This is a genomic window from Amycolatopsis nigrescens CSC17Ta-90 (genome assembly GCF_000384315.1).
GTDB lineage: Bacteria > Actinomycetota > Actinomycetes > Mycobacteriales > Pseudonocardiaceae > Amycolatopsis > Amycolatopsis nigrescens.
In genome coordinates this window covers 985505-1005912 of the sequence record NZ_ARVW01000001.1, presented here as the reverse complement: position 1 = coordinate 1005912, position 20408 = coordinate 985505, and the positions used below count along the sequence as shown (strand labels likewise).

General features: G+C 69.7%; 12 protein-coding genes. 3 read left to right on the top strand and 9 right to left on the bottom strand.

Going from position 1 to position 20408, the window contains the following annotated elements; all coding sequences use genetic code 11:
• Positions 1-36 precede the first annotated feature (36 nt).
• Entirely contained in the window at positions 37-1365 is a 1329-nt protein-coding gene (locus AMYNI_RS0104625; protein ID WP_020666810.1) for an alpha-lytic protease prodomain-containing protein, read from the top strand.
• A gap of 87 nt (positions 1366-1452) precedes the next feature.
• On the opposite strand, the gene AMYNI_RS0104620 is transcribed toward AMYNI_RS0104625, so the two are convergent.
• Entirely contained in the window at positions 1453-2850 is a 1398-nt protein-coding gene (locus AMYNI_RS0104620; RefSeq protein ID WP_026360052.1) for a Dyp-type peroxidase, read from the bottom strand.
• Positions 2851-3098: 248 nt separating this feature from the next.
• Between AMYNI_RS0104620 and AMYNI_RS0104615 the strand changes: the two genes are divergently transcribed.
• Both AMYNI_RS0104615 and AMYNI_RS0104610 read left to right on the top strand, forming a co-directional pair.
• Complete coding sequence (locus AMYNI_RS0104615; protein WP_084628280.1) at positions 3099-6158, top strand: endo-alpha-N-acetylgalactosaminidase family protein; 3060 nt, start codon at positions 3099-3101, stop codon at positions 6156-6158.
• Positions 6155-8308 carry an alpha-N-acetylglucosaminidase gene (locus tag AMYNI_RS0104610; RefSeq protein ID WP_020666807.1) on the top strand — a complete coding sequence of 718 codons (2154 nt, stop codon included), beginning with the start codon at positions 6155-6157 and terminating at the stop codon, positions 8306-8308. Before AMYNI_RS0104615 ends, AMYNI_RS0104610 begins: the two co-directional genes overlap by 4 nt.
• 33 nt (positions 8309-8341) lie before the next feature.
• On the opposite strand, the gene AMYNI_RS0104605 is transcribed toward AMYNI_RS0104610, so the two are convergent.
• From AMYNI_RS0104605 to AMYNI_RS0104570, 8 genes are all read right to left on the bottom strand, one after another.
• Complete coding sequence (locus AMYNI_RS0104605; protein ID WP_020666806.1) at positions 8342-8560, bottom strand: hypothetical protein; 219 nt, start codon at positions 8558-8560, stop codon at positions 8342-8344.
• A gap of 167 nt (positions 8561-8727) precedes the next feature.
• Positions 8728-10179, bottom strand: a complete 1452-nt coding sequence (locus tag AMYNI_RS0104600) for a glutamate synthase subunit beta (protein ID WP_026360051.1) — start codon at positions 10177-10179, stop codon at positions 8728-8730.
• 65 nt (positions 10180-10244) lie between these two features.
• Positions 10245-14774 (bottom strand): glutamate synthase large subunit, encoded by a 4530-nt coding sequence (gene gltB, locus AMYNI_RS0104595; protein WP_020666804.1) that lies wholly within the window; start codon positions 14772-14774, stop codon positions 10245-10247.
• A 690-nt stretch (positions 14775-15464) separates the two neighbouring features.
• A complete protein-coding gene (locus AMYNI_RS0104590) occupies positions 15465-15749 on the bottom strand; it encodes a hypothetical protein (RefSeq protein ID WP_020666803.1) in 285 nt (94 codons plus the stop codon).
• 278 nt (positions 15750-16027) lie between these two features.
• Entirely contained in the window at positions 16028-16816 is a 789-nt protein-coding gene (locus AMYNI_RS0104585) for a 2-keto-4-pentenoate hydratase (RefSeq protein ID WP_020666802.1), read from the bottom strand.
• Positions 16813-17607 (bottom strand): 2-keto-4-pentenoate hydratase, encoded by a 795-nt coding sequence (locus AMYNI_RS0104580; RefSeq protein ID WP_020666801.1) that lies wholly within the window; start codon positions 17605-17607, stop codon positions 16813-16815. Before AMYNI_RS0104580 ends, AMYNI_RS0104585 begins: the two co-directional genes overlap by 4 nt.
• A 318-nt stretch (positions 17608-17925) precedes the next feature.
• Positions 17926-19182, bottom strand: coding sequence for an ABC transporter substrate-binding protein (locus AMYNI_RS0104575; RefSeq protein ID WP_020666800.1), 1257 nt, complete (start codon positions 19180-19182; stop codon positions 17926-17928).
• Positions 19183-19185: 3 nt separating this feature from the next.
• Positions 19186-20301, bottom strand: coding sequence for a branched-chain amino acid ABC transporter permease (locus tag AMYNI_RS0104570; protein WP_245574146.1), 1116 nt, complete (start codon positions 20299-20301; stop codon positions 19186-19188).
• Between the last annotated feature and the right edge of the window lie 107 nt (positions 20302-20408).

The following is a 20408-nucleotide window of genomic DNA, read 5'->3' as shown; positions in this document are numbered from 1 at the left end:
GTTTTCCTGCATCCCCGTACTCCCCAGGAGAGAGCCATGAATCGCACCCTTGTCCGGCTGACGGCGGCCGCTTTCGCGGTCGCCGCGATGGCCGCCGGTCCGCCGGCCACGGCCGTCCAGCCACCCTCCCACCAGCAGTTCGCACCGGCCGCCTCGCCCGAGATGCTCGAAGCGATGAAAAGGGATCTCGGCCTTTCATCGGACCAAGCAAGCGCCCGGATAGCGAAGGACATCCGGGCGAGCGCACTCGGCGCCGCTTTTGACCGACGCCTCGGTGACCGTTTCGGCGGCGCCTGGCTCACCCCGGACGCGGAGCTGGTGGTGGCGGTGACCGACCAGGCCGACGCGGCCTTGGTCCGGGCCGCCGGCGCCGAGCCGCGGGTGGTGACGCGCAGCGAGGACGTGCTGGACGCGGCCAAGTTCCGGTTGGACGGTCTCCGTGCACCAGCCACGGTGTCCGGCTGGGCGGTGGACGTCAAGACCAACAGCGTGGTCGTCTACTCGCAGCCATCCGCGCTGGCCGAGGCGGACCGGTTCGTGGCCGACGCCGGGGTGGACCGGTCGCTGGTGCGGCTGGAGGCGTCCACCGACTCGCCGCGGCTGCTGGCCGACGTCCGCGGCGGCGACGCGTACTACATCAACAACAGTTCCCGTTGCTCGGTGGGATTCTCGGTGAACGGCGGCTTCGTCACCGCCGGGCACTGCGGCCGGGTGGGCGCGCCCACCACCGGTGCCGACCGGACCGCGCAGGGCACCTTCCGCGGCTCGGTGTTCCCCGGCAGCGGTGACTACGGCTGGGTCGCGACCAACTCGAACTGGACCCCGCGCGGAGTGGTGAACAACTACGCCGGCGGCACCGTCGCGGTGGCGGGCTCGCAGGAGTCCGCGGTCGGCGCGTCGATCTGCCGGTCCGGTTCGACCACCGGCTGGAAATGCGGCACCGTACAGGCCAAGAACCAGTCGGTGACCTACCCCGAGGGCACCATCACCGGACTGACCCGGACCAACGCCTGCGCCGAGCCCGGTGACTCCGGCGGCTCGTGGCTGACCGGGCAGCAGGCCCAGGGCGTGACCTCGGGCGGTTCGGGCAACTGCACCTCCGGCGGCACCACGTTCTTCCAGCCGGTGAACGAGATCCTCAGCGCGTACAGCCTGACGCTGGTGACCAGCGGCGGCGGCGACCCGGACCCCGAGCCGCCGGTGGACTGCATCGGCATGCAGGCATGGGCCTCCTCGACCGGTTACGTCCCCGGTGACGTGGTCTCGCACAACGCCCACAAGTGGGAGTCCACCTACTGGTCCACCGGTGCCGAGCCGGGCGACCCCGGCTCCTGGGCCGTCTGGAAGGACGTCGGCCCCTGCTGACCCGCCCCGAATAGAAGCGCCCCGAATAGAAGAGTAGCCGGCTTCTTGCCCTTCCCCCCGCAGGGCAAGAAGCCGGCTATTTGCCGGTTAGAGCGAGCGGAGGAAGGCGAGGGACGGCATGAAGAAGTACTCGCCGCCCTTCATGGTGACCGCCTGCGGGGCGGGCGCCACGGCCTGGTCGCCTCCGGCGCCCCACACCGGGGCGAAGGTGCTTTCCAGCCGCTCGCCCTGGCCGATGACCAGATCGAGCCCCGGCGCCTTGTGCCCGGGCGGGACCGCCGGGAACTGGTCGTTGTTCGCCCAGGTCTGCTGGATGAACTCGAACTGGCCGGCGAGGTCGGAGTTGAACGCCATGAACAGCAGGCCGACCCCGCCGGTCGGCCGGACCACCGGCGGCAGCGACGCGTTCGGCGGGTCGAGCCTCCTGCCGTAGGTCTGCGCGCGGCGCGGGAACAGGTGCCTGCGCTCCTCCTCGGGCTGTTCGAACCCGCCCGAACCGCGCGGGTTGGTCTTGCGGATGTGCGCCTGGAACGGGCATTTCTGGCCGAGGTCGTCGCTGAAGTAGCTGAAGTCGTTGCCCACCGGGCTTTCCGCGCCCGGCTCGCGCTGCAGGGTGAGCGGGGTGCCGTCCTCGAACCGGCCGACCAGCATGGCGCCGGCCCGTTCCCGGTCGTCCCCGCGCAGTTCCAGCGCGTCGGCCAGGTCCTGTTCGGCCTGTTTGAACAGCCGGACGTTCTGTTCGAGCTTGCGGAAGACGAAATAGCTGCCGAAGTGCACGGCCGGGTTCGGCGCGGCGGTGTCGGGCACCAGCACCCGGTCCAGCGCGGCCGAGGGGTCCCATTCGTTGATGCCGTCGGTGGTCCGCTTCTCGTTCTCGATGTCCTCGGTGAGGAACAGCGGCTGGCTACGACCGTCCACATAGCCGAAGTGCTCGATGCCCTCGCCGTTCTTGTTCAGCTGGGCCAGCCCGGTCTCCTCGCCCAGCACCGTGATTCCCCTGGACAGCAGCGCCTTGACCTTCCGGCGGGTGGTCTTCACCGGGGCCTCGTCGGCGTCCCCGATCAGCACCACCGCGTCCACGACCTCGCGGTAGGGCACCTCCCAGTCCGCCACCCGCGGGTCCTTGAGCCGGGGTACCGCGTTCTTCGCGCCGGCGCCGAAGAGCTGGTCGCCGGGTGTGCCGGGCGCACCGAGCTTCCGGTACGCCTCCGCGCTCAGGCCGAGGCCGACGTAGGGCGTGCCGGCGACGCGGTCTTTCTTGAACGCTTCGACCTCGGTCAGATGCGCTTTCGCGGATTTCATCAGCGGGACCAGCCGGGTGAGGAAGGTCCTCGCCGCCTTGGCGTCGTCGAAACGCAGGAACAGGATGGCCAGATGGTCCCGGACGTGCGCCTTGAGAATGTTCGGTTGCAGTTCTTCGAGCATGGCCGCGGCGTCCCCGGTGGCGTTCTTCCAGGACAGCGGCACAGACAGGTCTACGGACACGTTTACCCCCTGCGGTCACGGTGAGTTCCCCTCGGGCGCCTCCCCAGGGCCCACTACCCATAGTTGTCATTTGTGGGCCGTTTCGCTTGCGCAGTTCGTGATATTCACTCGAATGCCCTAATGTTTAGTTACCGAAAGTGATCATGAAAAGCGGCCGCCGACTGCGCGAAAGATGCTCGTTTCTGTTGACTTTTGACGTTTGAGCGCATAAAACAATCACAAACGCACGCTCGACGGTTGGAGGCTTCATGCCTGTCCGCTCGGCTCGTTCTCGCCTCGGCGTGGTCGCCATCGCCCTCTGCACACTGGCCGCCGGCGCGCCCGGTCCGGCGGCGGCCGCCGCGCCCGCCGAGCTGAAGATCTCCTCGCCGGAGCTGGAGGTGACCCTCGGCGCGTCGTTCCCGTATGTCGGCCGCTATCTGGATCGCGCCACCGGCGCCGGCTTGGATGGCCGCAGCTCGGCGCTGGATTCGATCACCTTGAACGGCAGGCCGTACCGGGTCACCGGCACCGGCTCGGTCGGCCAGGACGGCGCCGCGCACTATTCGCTCGCCGTGGACGACGCGCCCGGCGCCCGGATCGACGCCTCCATCCGGGTGGCGGGTCGGGCCGTCACCTTCCGGATCGACCGGATCGTCGAGACCGCCGCGCTGCGCGTCGGCACCATCGACATCCCCGGGCACGACCTGGTGTCGGTGACCGGCGGGCAGCAGGGCGCGGCGACCGCGTTCACCACCCTCGACCCCGACTCCACCCGCACCGCGGACCGGTTCGCCCCGGTCACCGCGCAGACCCCGGTGGAGCAGAACCCGGTCGGCGCGAGCTACGCGGTGCTGAACACCGCCAGCCTCGCCGCGTCGGTGGAGACGAACTCGGTCTACGACAAGCCTTCCGGTCCGACCAACCGGGACGCGGCGCGGCTGTGGCACCAGGCCCGCAAGGAAGGCGACGGCGTCCGGGTCGGCCTGTGGAGCGGGCAGTGGACGCACCGCGGCGACACCGCGACCAAGCCGGAGGAGCTGCCATGGGCCAAGGTGGTCGTCACCCCGGACGCCAACGGCGACGGAACCCTCGACTGGCAGGACGGCGCGATCGCGTTCCGGCAGATCGCGATCACCCCGGCCGGCGCGGAGCAGACCGCGGACCGGGTCGTCACGCACATCCCGTTCAACTTCGCCAGCCAGGCGACCCATCCGTTCCTGCGCACGCTGGACGACGTCAAGCGGATCTCGCTGGCCACCGACGGGCTCGGCCAGCTGGCGATCCTGAAGGGCTACGGCTCCGAGGGCCACGACTCCGGGCATCCCGACTACGGCGGCGACTACAACACCCGTGCCGGTGGGCTGGCCGACCTGAACACCTTGCTGCGCGAGGGAAAGCAGTGGGGCGCGAACTTCGGCGTGCACGTCAACGCGACCGAGTCCTATCCCGAGGCGAAGGCATTCGACGAGCGGCTGGTGGACGTCGGCCGCAAGGGCTGGAACTGGCTGGACCAGTCCTACGAGATCGACCAGCGCCGCGACAACGCGTCCGGTGACCTGGCGAGGAGGTTCCAGCAGCTGCGCGACGAGACCGAGCAGAACCTCCAGTTCCTCTACATCGACGTGTACCGCAGCTACGGCTGGCCCGCCGAGCGGATGCTGAGCACCCTGCGCGAGCAGGGCTGGCAGGTGGGCACCGAGTGGTCCGACAAGCTGGAGCGTTCCGCGCTGTGGTCGCACTGGGCCAACGATCTCGACTACGGCGGCGCCACCAACAAGGGGCTGAACTCCCAGCTGATCCGGTTCATCCGCAACGACCAGAAGGACATCTGGAACAACCATCCGATCCTGGGCAACACCCGGATCGAGGAGTTCGAGGGCTGGACCAACGAGGTCGACTGGAACGCCTTCTACCGCAACATCTGGACCAGCAACCTGCCGGCCAAGTTCCTGCAGCACTTCCAGATCCAGCGCTGGGGTGCGCACCAGATCGACTTCACCGGCGGGGTCCGCGGCAGTGACGCGGCCGGTAAGCGCGAGTTCTTCGTCGGCGACGCGAAGGTGCTCGACGGCGACCGCTACCTGCTGCCGTGGGACGACGGCAAGCTCTACCACTACAACCCGGCCGGCGGGCGCACCGAGTGGACGCTGCCCGCGGAGCTGGGCGGGACGCGGAAGGTGAATGTCTACCGGCTCACCGACACCGGCCGCCGACTCGTCTCGACGGTGCCGGTGCGCGACCGCAAGGTCTCCCTGGACGCCGAACCGGGTGTGCCGTATGTGATCTACCCGGACACCCCGGCGCCCGTGCAGGGCAAACCCGGCTGGGGCCAGGGTTCCCCGGTGACCGACCCCGGGTTCAACGCCGGTGACCTGCGTGCCTGGCACCCCGGCGGCGCGGTGTCCATCGAACGGACCGACCGCGGTCAGCAGGTCGCCAGGTTCGGTGCCGGTGCCGGCTCGCTTCAGCAGCGCCTCGGCACGCTCGCACCGGGTACCTACAGCGCGTCGGCCTGGGTGGAGGTGCAGCGGGGTGAAACGAGGCGCACCGAGCTTTCCGTGCGGTCGGGCGGAAAACCGGCCAAGACGGCCTTCGTGGATTCGTCCGCCGCGCAGAACCTGGTCGCCGCGGACGACAAGCACGACACCTACTTCCAGCGGATGCGGGTGCTCTTCGACGTTCCACCGGGTGGTGCCGCGCCGACCTTGCGGATCTCCACCGCGGACGGCGACGCCACGGTGCGCGCCGACGACATCCGGGTGGTGCCGGTGCGGCCGTCGGTGCAACCCGGCGCGCAGGTCTTCGAGGACTTCGAGCACGTGGACCAGGGCTGGTGGCCGTTCGTGAAGGGCGACGCGGGCGGCAGCACCGACCCGCGCACGCATCTCGCCCAGCTGCACGCGCCGTACACCCAGCGCGGCTGGAACTCGAAACTGGTGGACGACGTGCTCGGCGGCGAATGGTCGCTCAAGGCGCACGAGGAGAACGAGGGCCTGGTGTACCGGACCGTGCCGCAGAGCGTGCGGTTCACCCCCGGGCACCGGTACCGGGTGGAGTTCGACTACCAGAGCGGCCAGGCCGGCCAGTACACCTGGGTGAACGGCGCGGACAGCGGTACGAGGACCGTGGAGTGGCGGCGGACCCCGTTCGGCGAGCAGCGGAGCACCGCGAGGTTCAGCCAGGAGTTCACCGCGGGCGGCTGCGGGGACGACTGGGTCGGCCTGCGCAAGCTGCCGGGGGAGGCCGAACAGGCCGACCTGGTCATGGACGGCTTCACCGTCACCGATCTCGGTCCGGCCGCGCCGGCGCCGTGCCCCGCGTCATGAGGCGGCTCGCGCCGCTGCTGGCGCTGGTGCTGCTGGCCACCGGGATGCCGGTCACCGCGAACGCTTCGGCGAGCAACCCGGAAGCTCTGGCAGCACTGAAAAGGCTGCTGCCCCAGCACTTCCGTCAGTTCAGCCTGATCGTGCGGCCCGGGGTGGACGGCTACCGGGTGACCGGCGGGACCGGCCGGATCAGGGTGGAAGGCGGTTCGCCCGCGAACTTGCTGACCGGGGTCGAGCAGTACCTGGAACAGGTCACGCACACCGGCCTCGGCTGGCCGGGGGAGAGCGTTTCGCGGCTGCCGGGCCGGTTGCCCGCGCCGGCTGGCGAGCTGCGGAAGTCCGCGGTGGTGGCGCACCGGTTCGTGCTCAACGACACCGACGACGGCTACTCCGGCGCCTACCGGAGCTGGGCGGACTGGGAGCGCCAGCTCGATCTGCTCGCGCTGCGCGGGGCGAACGAGGTGCTGGTCACCGTCGGCGCGGAGGAGGTCTACCGGCGCACGTTCACCGGTTTCGGCTACTCCGACGACGAGATCCGGTCCTGGATCCCGGCTCCGGCGCACCAGCCGTGGTGGCTGCTGCAGAACATGTCCGGTTTCGCCGGCCCGCCGACGCCCCGGCTGCTGGCGAACCGGGCGGAGTTGGGCCGCCGGATCGTCACCCGGTTGCGGGAGCTGGGCATGACGCCCGTGCTGCCCGGCTACTTCGGCACCGTGCCCGCTCAGTTCGCGGCTAAGAACCCCGGCGCCAAGACCGTGCCGCAGGGCAACTGGGGCGGGTTTCAGCGGCCGGACTGGCTGGATCCCCGCGACCCGCACTTCGCCAGGGTGGCCGCGTCCTTCTACGCGCACCAGCGGAAGCTCTTCGGCGACAGCACGATGTACAAAATGGACCTACTGCACGAGGGCGGGCAGGCCGGGGATGTGCCGGTGGGGGAGGCGGCCACCGGCGTGATGAACGCGCTGCAGGCCGCGCATCCCGGCGCCACCTGGGTGCTGCTCGGCTGGCAGAGCAACCCGCCGGTGGCGATCATCGACGCGGTGGACCGCTCGAAACTGTTCATTGTGGACGGTCTGTCCGACCGGTACGCCGAGCTGGACCGGGAGCAGGCGTGGAAGGGCACGCCGTACGCCTTCGGCACCATCTACAACTTCGGCGGGCACACCACGATCGGCGCCAACGCCGGGGTGTGGGCCGAGCGGTTCCCGCGGTGGCTCGCCAAGCCGGACAGCGCGCTGCGCGGGATCGCGCTGATGCCGGAGGGCACCGGGACCAACCCGGCGGCGGTGGAGCTGTTCACCGAGCTGGCCTGGCGCGACGAGCCGATCGACCTCGCGAGCTGGTTCGCCGGTTTCGCCCGGCGGCGCTACGGCGGCGCGGATCCGCACGCGGCGGCCGCCTGGGACGTGCTGCGGCGCACCGCCTACGCGATGCCGGCGGACGGCTGGAGCGAGGCGCAGGACGGGCTTTTCGAAGCGCGGCCCAGCCTGGACGCGACGACCGCCGCGGCCTGGTCGCCGGGGAAGCTGCGCTACGACCCGGCGGAGTTCGCCAAGGCCGCCGGTGAGCTGCTGGCTGTCGAGCCCGGCCTGCGCGGTACCAGCGCGTACCGGTTCGACCTGGTGGACGTGACCAGGCAGGCGCTGACCAACGAGGCACGCGAGCTGCTGCCGGAGATCAAAGCCGCGTACCTGGCCGGTGACCTCGCCGGATTCCGCGCGCTGACCGGGAAGTGGTCGCACTACCAGGAACTGCTCGACGAACTGCTCGGCATCGACCGGAATTTCCTGCTCGGGCCCTGGCTGGCGAGTGCGCGGGCGGCGGCCGGCAGCGAGCGGGAGGCGGCGCGGCTGGAGTACGACCAGCGCTCGATCATCACCACCTGGGGTGACCGGGCCGCCGCAGAGGAGGGACTGCACGACTACGCGAACCGGCAGCTGGCCGGGCTGGAGTCGGATTTCTACGCGGCGCGCTGGCGGCTCTACTTCGACTCACTGGAACAGGCGCTGCGGACCGGGACGGAACCGGCGGCCATCGACTGGTTCACCTTCGAGGACGGCTGGGCGCATCGCCGGAATGATTACCCGGTCGAGCCGTCCGGTGACGCGCACCGGACGGCCACCGAGATCTGGCGGCTGTTGTTGAGCTGAACCGTTGAGCTGAACCGTTGAGCTGAAACCCTTTCAGGACGGGGAGTCCGGGAGCACCACGAGGTCGCGGAGGGCGGCCCGCAGCCGGCCGGCCTGCAGGGGCGCGAACGACAGCTGTTCACCCGAAGGTGTGGTCAGCACGATTTCGCCGTCCTCATGCCGCACGGTGAGCGACTGGTTGCGGCCCTTGCTGTCGCGACAGCGGACTTCGAGGTTGTGGCCGCTCGCGGCCCGACGCCGGAAACTGGGCATTGCCGACCTCCGTTCTGGTGAGGCGGAAAGTGAACCCGGGCAACGTATCGAGAGTGGTACCTCGGTACAACAACTCTAGTTGATCTTGCTCCCGCGTGTCGCGGCGGATCCGTGAAGGGCACCTTGCCTACCTTGAACGTAGGCAAGGTGCCCTTCACGGACGACGGTCATGAGATGGGGCGGTCGGTGGGGGCGATGGGGGTGGGGAGCAGGTCCCGGCCGGTGAGGTAGGCGTCCGCGCCGGCTGCGGCGGAGCGGCCTTCGGCGATCGCCCACACGATCAGGGACTGGCCGCGGCCCATGTCGCCGGCCACGAACACGTTGTCCAGGCTGGTCTTGAACTCCGCGTCCCTGGCCACGTTCCCGCGCCCGTCCAGCTCCACGCCGAGGGAGTCGAGCAGGCCCTCCTTCTGCGGCCCGACGAAGCCCATGGCGAGCAGCACGAGCTGGGCCTCCAGCTCCTTCTCGGTGCCTTCCACCGGAACGAACTTGCCGCCCTCGTTGCGCACCTCGACCAGCTTCAGCGCGCGAACCCTGCCCTCATCATCACCGAGGAACTCCTGGGTGTTCACCGAGTACAGCCGCTCGCCGCCCTCTTCGTGCGCCGACGACACCCGGTAGATCATCGGGTAGGTCGGCCACGGGTGCGCCGCCGAACGGGTCTCCGGCGGCTGCGGCATGATCTCCAGCTGAGTCACCGAAGCCGCGCCCTGCCGGTGCGAAGTGCCGACGCAGTCCGCGCCGGTGTCCCCGCCGCCGATCACCACCACGTGCTTGCCGTGCGCGTCGATCGGAGAGCGCTCCAGCTCTCCGGCGGCCACCTTGTTCGCCGGCGGCAGGAACTCCATCGCCTGGTGGATGCCGTCCAGCTCGCGGCCGGTGATCGGCAGGTCCCGCCAGGCGGTCGCCCCGCCGGCCAGCACCACCGCGTCGTAGTCGGCCCGAAGCTGGTCCGCGGTGATGTCCACGCCCACGTTCACGTTCGTCCGGAACTCGGTGCCCTCGGCCCGCATCTGGTCCAGCCTGCGGTCGAGCCGGTGCTTCTCCATCTTGAACGCCGGGATCCCGTAGCGCAGCAGGCCGCCGATCGCGTCCGCCCGCTCGAACACCACCACGTCGTGCCCGGCGCGGGTCAGCTGCTGCGCGGCGGCCAGCCCGGACGGGCCGGAGCCGACGACGGCGACCTTCTTACCGGTCTTCAGCTCGGGGATCTCCGGCACCACCCAGCCCTCGTCCCAGGCCCGGTCGATGATCGAGATCTCCACCCGCTTGATGGTCACCGGATCGTCGTTGATGCCGAGCACGCAGGCGGTCTCGCAGGGCGCCGGGCAGAGCGTGCCGGTGAACTCCGGGAAGTTGTTCGTGGCGTGCAGCCGCTCGCTGGCGTCGCGCCAGTCCTTGCGCCAGACCAGGGTGTTCCACTCCGGGATCAGGTTGCCCAGCGGACAACCCTGGTGGCAGAACGGAATCCCGCAGTCCATGCAACGCCCGGCCTGCTTTTCCAGCTTGTTCGACGCGAAGTCCTCGTAGACCTCACGCCAGTCGAGCAGCCGGAGGTCGACCGGACGGCTCTTCGGAGTCTCTCGCTCGGTAGTAAGAAAACCCTTGGGGTCAGCCATGAGCCGCCTCCGTTCCTTGCGGGACACCCGCACCCGGTCGGCACTCATGGCCAGCTTCGCGATTGTCAGCCATGAGCCGCCTCCATGATCGCTTCGTTCACGTCCCGACCGTCCCGCACGGCCGCCTCCTGTGCCGCGAGCACCCGCTTGTAGTCCTTCGGCATCACCTTGCCGAACCGCTCCACCGCGACGTCCCAGTCGGCGAGCAGCCGGTGCGCCACCGCGGACTCGGTCTCCGCGTAGTGCCGCTCCACCGCGTCGCGCAGGAACTCGGTGTCCTCGTCGTCCAGCGGGTCCACATCCACCATCTCGTGGTTCACCCGCGCCGGGGACAGATCGAGCACGTACGCGATGCCACCGGACATCCCGGCCGCGAAGTTGCGCCCGGTCGGCCCGAGCACCACCACCCGGCCACCGGTCATGTACTCGCAACCGTGGTCGCCGACCCCCTCGACCACGGCCAGCGCGCCCGAGTTCCGCACGCAGAACCGCTCGCCCACCTTGCCGCGCAAGAAGATCTCGCCGCTGGTGGCGCCGTAGCCGATCACGTTGCCGGCGATGATGTGCTCCTCGGCGGCGAACTGCGCCTCCCTCGATGGCCGCACGGTGATCCGCCCGCCGGAGAGCCCCTTGCCGACGTAGTCGTTGCCGTCCCCGACCAGCCGCAGGGTGATGCCCCTGGGCAGGAAGGCACCGAACGACTGGCCGGCGGTGCCGGTGAAGGTGACGTCGATGGTGTCGTCCGGCAGGCCCTCGCCGCCCCACTTCTTGGTCAGCTCGGAGCCGAGCATGGTGCCGACGGTGCGGTTCACGTTGCGCACCGGCAGTTCCAGCCGCACCTTGTCCCCGGCCGAAAGCGCGCCCTCGGCCAGCTGGATCAGCGTGTTGTCCAGCGCCTTGTCCAGGCCGTGGTCCTGAGCCACCTGCTGGTGCCGCGACGCGCGCGGCGCCAGCTCGGGCACGTGGAAGATCGGCGTCAGGTCCAGCCCGGCCGCCTTCCAGTGCTCGATGGCCTGGCGCTTGTCCAGCATCTCGGCGTGCCCGACCGCCTCGGCGATCGACCGGAAACCCAGCTCCGCCAGGTACTCCCGGACCTCCTGTGCGATGAACTCGAAGAAGTTCACCACGTACTCGGCCTTGCCGCTGAACTTCTCGCGCAGCTTCGGGTTCTGCGTGGCCACGCCGACCGGGCAGGTGTCCAGGTGGCAGACCCGCATCATGATGCAGCCGGAGACCACCAGCGGCGCGGTGGCGAAGCCGAACTCCTCGGCGCCGAGCAGCGCGGCGATCACCACGTCCCGGCCGGTCTTGAGCTGCCCGTCGGTCTGCACCACGATCCGGTCGCGCAGCCGGTTCGCCAGCAGGGTCTGCTGGGTCTCGGCCAGGCCGAGCTCCCACGGCCCGCCGGCGTGCTTGATCGAGGACAGCGGCGAGGCGCCGGTGCCGCCGTCGTGCCCGGAGATCAGCACCACGTCCGCGTGCGCCTTGGACACCCCGGCCGCCACCGTGCCAACGCCCACCTCGGACACCAGCTTCACGTGGATCCGCGCGGCGGGGTTGGCGTTCTTCAGGTCGTGGATCAGCTGGGCCAGATCCTCGATCGAGTAGATGTCGTGGTGCGGCGGCGGGGAGATCAACCCGACGCCCGGCGTGGAGAACCGGGTCTTGGCGATCCACGGGTACACCTTGGCGCCCGGCAGCTGACCGCCCTCACCCGGCTTCGCGCCCTGCGCCATCTTGATCTGGATGTCGTCCGCGTTCACCAGGTACTCGCTGGTGACCCCGAACCGTCCACTTGCGACCTGCTTCACCGCGGACCGGCGCGTCGCGTCGTAGAGCCGCTCGGCGTCCTCGCCGCCCTCACCGGTGTTGGACTTGCCGCCGAGCGCGTTCATTGCGATCGCCAGCGTCTGGTGCATCTCCATCGAGATCGAGCCGTAGGAGATGGCGCCGGTGGCGAACCGCTTGACGATCTCGGAGACCGGCTCGACCTCCTCGATCGGTACCGGCTGGCGCTGCCCGGTCTTGAAGCCGAACAGCCCGCGCAGGGTCATCAGCTTCTCGGCCTGGTCGTCGACCGCCTTGGTGTACTCCTTGAAGATCTCGTACTTGCCGGACCTGGTGGAGTGCTGGAGCTTGAACACGGTCTGCGGGTTGAACAGGTGCGGCTCGCCCTCGCGACGCCACTGGTAGTCCGCGCCGGTGTCCAGCTCGCGGTGGCTCGGCCGCACCCCGTCCGGCGGGAACGCCCTGCGGTGGCGCTCCCGCACCTCCTGCGCGAGCGTGTCGAAACCGACCCCGCCGAGGCGGGAGGTCGTTCCGGTGAAACAGTTCTCGATGACCTCTTCGCCGAGGCCGACCGCCTCGAAGATCTGCGCACCGGTGTAGGAGGCGACGGTGGAGACGCCCATCTTGGACATCGTCTTGCGCACGCCCTTGCCCAGCGCCTTGATCAGGTTGCGGGTGGCCTCCTTCGCGGTCACCCCGGGGATCAGGCCGCGCTCGGCCATCTCCTCGACGGTGGCCATCGCCATGTACGGGTTCACCGCGGCCACGCCGTAGCCGATCAGCAGCGCGATGTGGTGCACCTCGCGCGCGTCCCCGGCCTCGACCACCAGGCCGACCTGGGTCCTGGTCTTCTCCCGGACCAGGTGGTGGTGCACCGCCCCGGTGAGCAGCAGCGACGGGATCGCGGCGTGCGTCTCGTCCACCCCGCGGTCGGAGAGCACGATCAGCCGCGCGCCGTCCTCGATCGCCTCGGACACCTCGGTGCGGATCTCGTCGAGGCGTCGGTTCAGCGCGGCACCGCCGCCGTTCACGTCGTACCGGCCGAGCACGGTGACCGCCTGGAACTCCGGCAGGTCCCCGTCGTCGTTGACGTGCACCAGCTTGGCCAGCTCGTCGTTGTCCAGCACCGGGAACGGCAGCACGATCCGGCGGCAGGACTCCGCGGTCGCGTCCAGCAGGTTCGGCTCGGAGCCGAGCTGCGTGCCCAGCGAGGTGACCAGCTCCTCGCGGATCGCGTCCAGCGGCGGGTTGGTCACCTGGGCGAACAGCTGGATGAAGTAGTCGAAGATCTGCCGCGGCCGCGAGGACAGCGGCGCCAGCGGCGAGTCGTTGCCCATCGAGCCGATCGGCTCGGCGCCGTTGCGCGCCATCGGCTCCAGCAGCACGTCGAGCTCTTCTTCGGTGTAGCCGAAGGCCTGCTGACGGCGGACCAGGGTGGCGTGCTGCGGGACTTCCCGCTCGCGTTCGGGCAGGTTCTCCAGGGAGAGCAGGCCGCCCCGCACCCAGTCGCCGTACGGGTGCTCGGCGGCGAGGCCGCCCTTGATCTCCTCGTCGTCGATGATCCGGCCCTCGGCGGTGTCCACCAGGAACATCCGGCCCGGCTCGAGCCTGCCCTTGCGCACGATGGTCGCCGGGTCCAGCTCCAGCACCCCGACCTCACTGGCCAGCACGACCAGGCCGTCCTCGGTAACCCAGTAGCGGGCCGGCCGCAGCCCGTTGCGGTCGAGCACCGCGCCGATCTGGGTGCCGTCGGTGAACGACACCAGCGCGGGACCATCCCACGGCTCCATCAAGGTGGAGTGGAACTCGTAGAACGCGCGGCGCGCCGGGTCCATCTCGGTGTGGTTCTCCCACGCCTCCGGGATCATCATCAGCACCGCGTGCGGCAGCGACCGGCCACCGAGGTGCAGCAGCTCCAGCACCTCGTCGAAGGAGGCCGAGTCGCTGGCACCGCGGGTGATCACCGGGTAGATCCGCTTGAGCTCACCCGGGATCAGGTCGCTGTTCAGCATCGACTCCCGCGCGTCCATCCAGTTCCGGTTACCGCGCAGGGTGTTGATCTCGCCGTTGTGCGCCACGTAGCGGTACGGGTGCGCCAGCGGCCACGACGGGAAGGTGTTCGTGGAGAACCGGGAGTGCACCAGGCCGATCGCGCTGGTCACCCGCTCGTCGGTGAGGTCCGGGAAGAACTTCTCCACCTGCGGCTCGGTGAGCATTCCCTTGTAGACGATGGTGCGCGCGGACAGGCTGGGGAAGTAGACGTCCTCGCCGGCCAGCTCGTGCTCGGCGCGCTTGCGGACGCAGAACGCGGCCCGCTCCAAATCGAGCCCGGTCAGTTCTTCTCGCTGTCCTGCCACGAAAAGCTGGGTGAAGTGCGGCATCGTGGTGGCCGCGGTCGGCCCGCAGTGCTCGGGGCGTACCGGCAGCTCGCGCCAGCCGAGCACGCGCAGGCCCTCTTCGGCGGCGATCCGCTCGATCGCGCTCATCGCCCGGCCACGCGGCTTTTCGTCCACCGGAAGGAAAGCGGTGCCGGCGGCGTAGCCACCCGGCTCGGGCAGCTCGAAGCCGACCACCTCGCGGAAGAACTCGTCCGGCAGCTGGATCAGCAGGCCGGCACCGTCACCGGTCTCCGGCTCGGCACCTCTGGCGCCGCGGTGCTCGAGATTGCGCAGGGCGACCAGCGCCTTGCTGACGATGCCGTGGTCGCGGCGGCCCGCGAGGTCGGCGACGAAGGCGACACCACAGGCGTCGTGCTCGTACTGCGAGTCGTAAAGACCCTGATTCGGGTACTGCGTGTGGCGGGTCACGGCTGGCCGCCTCCCAAGGCGTCGGCGCGATCCGGGTTCACTCGATAGGGCCAGGTTTGGCGACCTGGCTAACGATGCGGTCCGGAGCAGCGATGGTCAGTCGAGAGTGTTTGCGAAAGAAACCTGGACAGAGGCAGGCTTCACCGCGGAGCCACACGTCACTGGGTGGCCGTTCTCCGCACGTCGTTGTGCCAGATGTCGTAATACCGGCGCCGCACGGGCGCCCCACTGCTGGTGTAGGTACCTGGCGATCCCACGTGGTGGTGGGAGTCGCCGGCGCACGCTACCTACTCCCGGGTTCGCCGGGTCTTATGACAGTAGTGTGAATTCAGCGTTATCGACATACGTCAGCCGGGTCGCGTGGGAAATACCACGTGGCCGTTGACTGCGTAGAGCTCGTCCACTTACTGGACCTCTCCTCCGCGGAACACCGCTGAACAGCGAAAACGGACCGGACCAGCACTCCCGCATCGTGGTCACCCGGACCACCGAGACACGATAAGGTTACGATTCGCTACTTGCGGTGAGGCTCAACTCGTGCTTCAGCCCTGCTGCGCAGGGGTGCGGCCGATCCGGCCCGCCTCCGCCGGTGACAATGGGTGAACGGCCGTCCGGCGCCGGTGAAAGCGGGACTTCCGCCATCGAAAGGCGCGCCACGGCGGCGCCGGGCGAAAGGGCGGGATCGACCGGTCAGGCAGCGGCCGTGGTTTTCCTCGACTCGCCCAATGCGGCCATTCCGGCCGTGCTGAGCCTGGCCGGTACCCGCTCTCCGCGGCGGCCGGTGCGCTCCGGCAGCACCAGGCCGCGGGCGGCCAGCCGGTGCGCGGTGGCCTGATCGCAGCAGGCCAGGCCGTCGATGAACAGGTCGGGCTCGCAGCTGCAGCTGATCTCGGCGGTACCGAGTGCCACCGCGCGCAAGGTCGCGCGTTCGCGGTGGTTCAGTTGTATCTCGCTGTCTTCGGGCTCCTGAGGCATCTTTTCGCCCCCTTCCAGCTGCCCCCGATTAAAACGCACGGCACCGACAATTCCCGGGACCTTGTGCGCTGTGTCTCATGCGGACGCGCGTTATGCACACTCGCCGCCGCGCCTGCCCTCTGTGCGCCGCCGCATCCAGCCGCCGCGAGCCACCCTCCGGGCGGCCCCGTCGACTGGATAGTGCATAACCCGCTATGTCTCATGCCCGGTTCGAAGACCATTCGGCCGAGTGCCCGCTTTATCACCGCGGGTAGTCCGAATGGGTCGGCCGAACCGATTCAGCCGCCGGAAACGGTCAAACTGCCGAGGCTCGCGAAGTGCGCGGCCACCCGCGCGCCCGGCTCGATCTGCACCGTGTCGGTCAGCCCGCCGGTCAGCACCAGCCAGCCCGGCTCCAGCGCCAGGCCGCGTTCGGCGAGGATGTTCGCGGCCATCGCCAGCCCCTCCGCCGGGTGCCCCTTCGCCGCTCCGGTCGCACTGTCCACAACGGAACCGTCCAGCTCCAGCAAGCAGCCCTGCAGCGTCAGGTCCAGCCCGGCGGGCGGCGCGGCGACCGGGCCGAGCACGAACCGGCCCATCGAGGCGTTGTCCGCCACCGTGTCCGGCAGCGCGGGCCGCGAGCCGCTGTGGCTGCTGTAGCGGCTGTCGAGGATCTCGATGCCGCCGTAGACGGCGTCCACCGCGGCCAGTGCGGTGGCCGCGGTGACCCCGGGCCCGGCAAGGCGCCGGCCCATCAGGAACACGATCTCCGGCTCCGCGCGCGGCCGGATCAGCCCGGCGCGCGGCAACGGCGTGCCCGACGGCAGCGCCATCGCGTCGGTGAGCCAGGCCAGTACCGGCCGGTCCACACCCATTTCCCGCTGCTTGGCCTTCGCGGTCAGCCCGAGCTTGACGCCGACCGGTCGCTCACCGCGGGCCCGCCGGCGCCGCAGCGCCTCGTCCTGCACGGCGTAGGCGGTGCGCAGGTCGAGGTCGGGCCATTCCTCGGTGAGCGGGCCGCGGGCGACCCCGTCGCGTTCGGCGGCCAGCAGCACTTCGGCCGCACGCTCGATGTTCCACTCGCTCACGAGTCACCCTTCCCGAACACGGCCGTGACGCTGCCGAGCCCGGCGACCGTGGACACCACGGTGTCGCCGGGGCGCAGCGGGATCGCCTTGGTCATCGAGCCGGGCAGCACCACATGACCCGGTTCCAGCGCGATGCCCAGCGGGCCGACCGTGTTCGCCAGCCAGACCAGCGCGTTGAGCGGGGAGCCGAGCACCGCGCCACCGGCCCCGGTGGCCGCGAGCTCGCCGTTCGCGTGCAGGGTGCAGCCGGCCAGCCGCAGGTCGACCGCGGACAGCGGGGTGGGGCGGCTGCCCAGCACCACCCCGCCGGAGGAGGCGTTGTCGGCGATGGTGTCCACGATCGAGATCTGCCAGTCGGTGATCCTGGAGTCCACGATCTCCAGCGCGGGCAGCACGAACTCGACCGCGCGCACCGCGTCCGCAACCGTCACCCCCGGTCCGGCCAGCGGCCTGCCAAGGACGAACGCGATCTCCGGCTCGATCCGCGGCTGGAGGAAGGCGCCGGCCGGGATCGGCTGGTGCTCCAGGTGGAACATCGCGCCCAGCAGGTGCCCGTAGTCCGGCTGGTCGACGCCCATCTGCCGCTGCATCGCCGCCGAGGCCAGCCCGACCTTGTGCCCCTTGACGGTGTCCCCGGCCTCGGTCCAGGCGCGGACCTGCTCCTGCTGGATCCGGTACGCGTCGGTGGTGGTGGCGCTGGGAAAGGTGCCGATCAGCGGCGGAATGGGCGTGCCCGTGGTGTAGGCCGTCCGGAGCAGCGCGGCCGCGTCCCGCACGGCGGTGGCATCCATGGGTGAACTCTCATCGCGGCCGGCGTGCCGCGCAAGGGGCTCGTCCCACTGGGCGGCACGTGGTCCGCCGGGACGGGCCGGCCGCAAGGTTCGGGAGGTGCCCGCCCGGGGTAGCGCGGGCACCTCCCCACCCCCAGTTTCCTCGTCGGCATTCATTCGCCGGTCAGGTGTTGGGTGGCGGCAAATCCCTTACTAGAGAGTGTCCGCTAGACACCGGGTGGCACGCATTGTGTTTGCGGCACTTTGTCAGGTCCCGGCGAACGACCGCGCCACCGGTAACCGCGTGCAGCAGTCGCGTCGCACACCGTCGCTAACTAGCTACTTTTGGTGCGGTGCCACGTAATCTTTTGCCTCAGGGGCTTCGAACAAGGGCTTTACATAACGCACTCCGCCTTCGGCCGAAGCGTCCGGAGTGGCCACATAGACCTGACGAGTCGGCGGCCAGCCCGGTTTGGAGAAGTCCAGTGCCGCGACCAGGTTTCCGGTATTCGCCGAAGTAGTCTGCTTCAACGCCGCCTGAATGCCGTCCCGGGTCAAGTCCTTGTTTTCACAAGCTTTCCGGAGTACTGATCCCCACACTTCGGCGACCGCGTAGCCGTAGGGCACGCCACCGTTCGGCGTCTCGGTGTAGGCCGCCTTGTACTTCTGCGCGACCTCCCTGGCCTTCGGGATGTCCGCGGAGAACGGCACGCTGCTGGCCACCACGAACAGCTTGTCCAGCGCGCCGGCCGCCGGACTCTTCAGCAGCACCGGGTCGAACACCGGGTTGTTGCCGAGCACCGGCACGTTCAGCCCGAGCGCCTTGTTCGCGGCCAGCGCGGAGCCGCTCTGGGTGGGCGAGGTGGTCAGCAGGATCGCCTTGACCCCTTCGCCCTTGAGGCCGGTGACGATATTGGTCAGGTCGTTGTCCGTGGAAGTGATCTTGACTTCCTTCAGCGCGAGGTTGTGCCGCTCGGCGTAGAACTTGGACCCGCGCAGGCCGTTGGCGCCGTACTCACCGTCGATGTAGACGTGACCGATCGTGTCGCCGTCCGCCAGCAGGCCCTGTTCGGCCAGGTAGGACAGCCCGTCGATCATCTCCACGTCGTAGGTGGTGCCGACGATCATCACGTACGGGTTGTCCAGCAGCTCCGAAGACCAGGACGCCGGGGCGGCCAGCGCCTTGTCCCCGGCCAGGTTCTGCTTCAGCGCGGCGACCACCGGTGAGCCGAGCAGCTGCACGAAACCGAGCACCTTCGGCTCGATCTGCGGGTACAGCGTCTTCGCGGTGTCGGCCTTGTAGCCGTGGTCCACCGTCTCCAGCCGGACCTTGCGCCCGCACACCCCGCCGGCGTCGTTGAAGTCCTTCGCCCATAGCTCGTTGCCCTGGGTGATGCCGAGCCCGAGGTTCTTGAACACCCCGGTCTTGTCGGTCATCGCGCCGAGCACGATCTCCGTCTCGGTGACCCCGATCCCGCTTTTGACCCCCGAGCCGTCCTGGCCGGACGACCCGCTTTCGCCCGCCTTGGTGCTGCACGCGGCGAGCGTGAGCAGGGCGGTCAGCGCCAACGAGGCGCCGAGGTGCTTCCTGTGCATGACTTACCGTTCCTCTCCGGGGTGTTTCCTGCGGCGCCTGCCCGTGATCCTGCGACCGATCGCCGCCAGGCCCCCGGGTTCGAACAGCACGACGAGGATGATCGCCGCGCCGTAGACGAACGAGCTGATCAGGATCGGGGTGAGCGCACCGTCGCCGGTGCCGGTGAACCAGCCCAGCTCGCCCGCGTAGAGCGAGAGCACCTGCGGCAGGCCGTTCACGATCAGCGCGCCCACCAACGCGCCGGTCACCGAGCCGAGCCCGCCGATGATCACCATCGCCAGGAACGCGATGGACACGTTGATGCCGTAGCTGCCGAATTCGCTCTCGTCCGGTTTCAGGATGTCGAACCACAGCACGGTCATCACCCCGGCCAGCCCGGCGTAGGCCGAAGACACCGCGAACGCGCCCGCCTTGGCCCGCGCCACGTGCACCCCCAGCACGGCGGCCGCGGCCTCGTTGTCCCGCACCGCGCGCCACGACCGGCCGACCCGTCCGCGTACCGCGCCACGGGCCACCACCAGCGCGAGCACGGTGAGCAGCAGGAACAGGTACCAGGTGCGCTCCGCCTGCCGCATCGGCACGCCGAGCACCTCCAGCTCCGACGCGCCGGGGCCGAAGGAGAAGCCGAACAGCTCGAACGGGGCCGGGGTGCGGCCGGTGGAGGTGCCGCCGGTCAGCCGGTCCGCCGACTGTCCGAAGTAGAGCCCGAGGAAGACCAGGGACAGCGAGGCCACGCCGAGGTAGATGCCACGCAGCCGCCCGGAGACCGGGGCGAAGGCGAGCCCGAGCAACGCGGTGATCAGCACCGCGCCGAGCATGGCAAGGCCGGGGTCGAGGCCGAAGCCGAGCACCCGCGGATCGTCGGTTGGCCCGGCCAGCACCGCGTAACCGGTGCCACCGGCCAGGATGAAGAACGCGTGCGCCAGTGAAAGCTGCCCGGCCTGGCCGACCAGCATGGTCAGCCCGATCGCGCCGACCGCGCCGACCATCATGTACTGCCCGGCTTTCAGCCAGGCCGCGTCCACGTACAGGGGTAACGCCAGCAGCACCACGAACAGCGCGAGCCAGGCGGCGGCCTTCAGCAGCCGGACCGGCTTTCGCGGCGGCTGGGCGGACACCGCTTCGGCCTCGGCAGCTTCGAGCAGAGTGTCAGAGCTTTGGAAACGCGCATCCGCGATCGCGTCGACAGGGCTCGACTTCCCGATATCGTCGGCCGTGTGCTGTC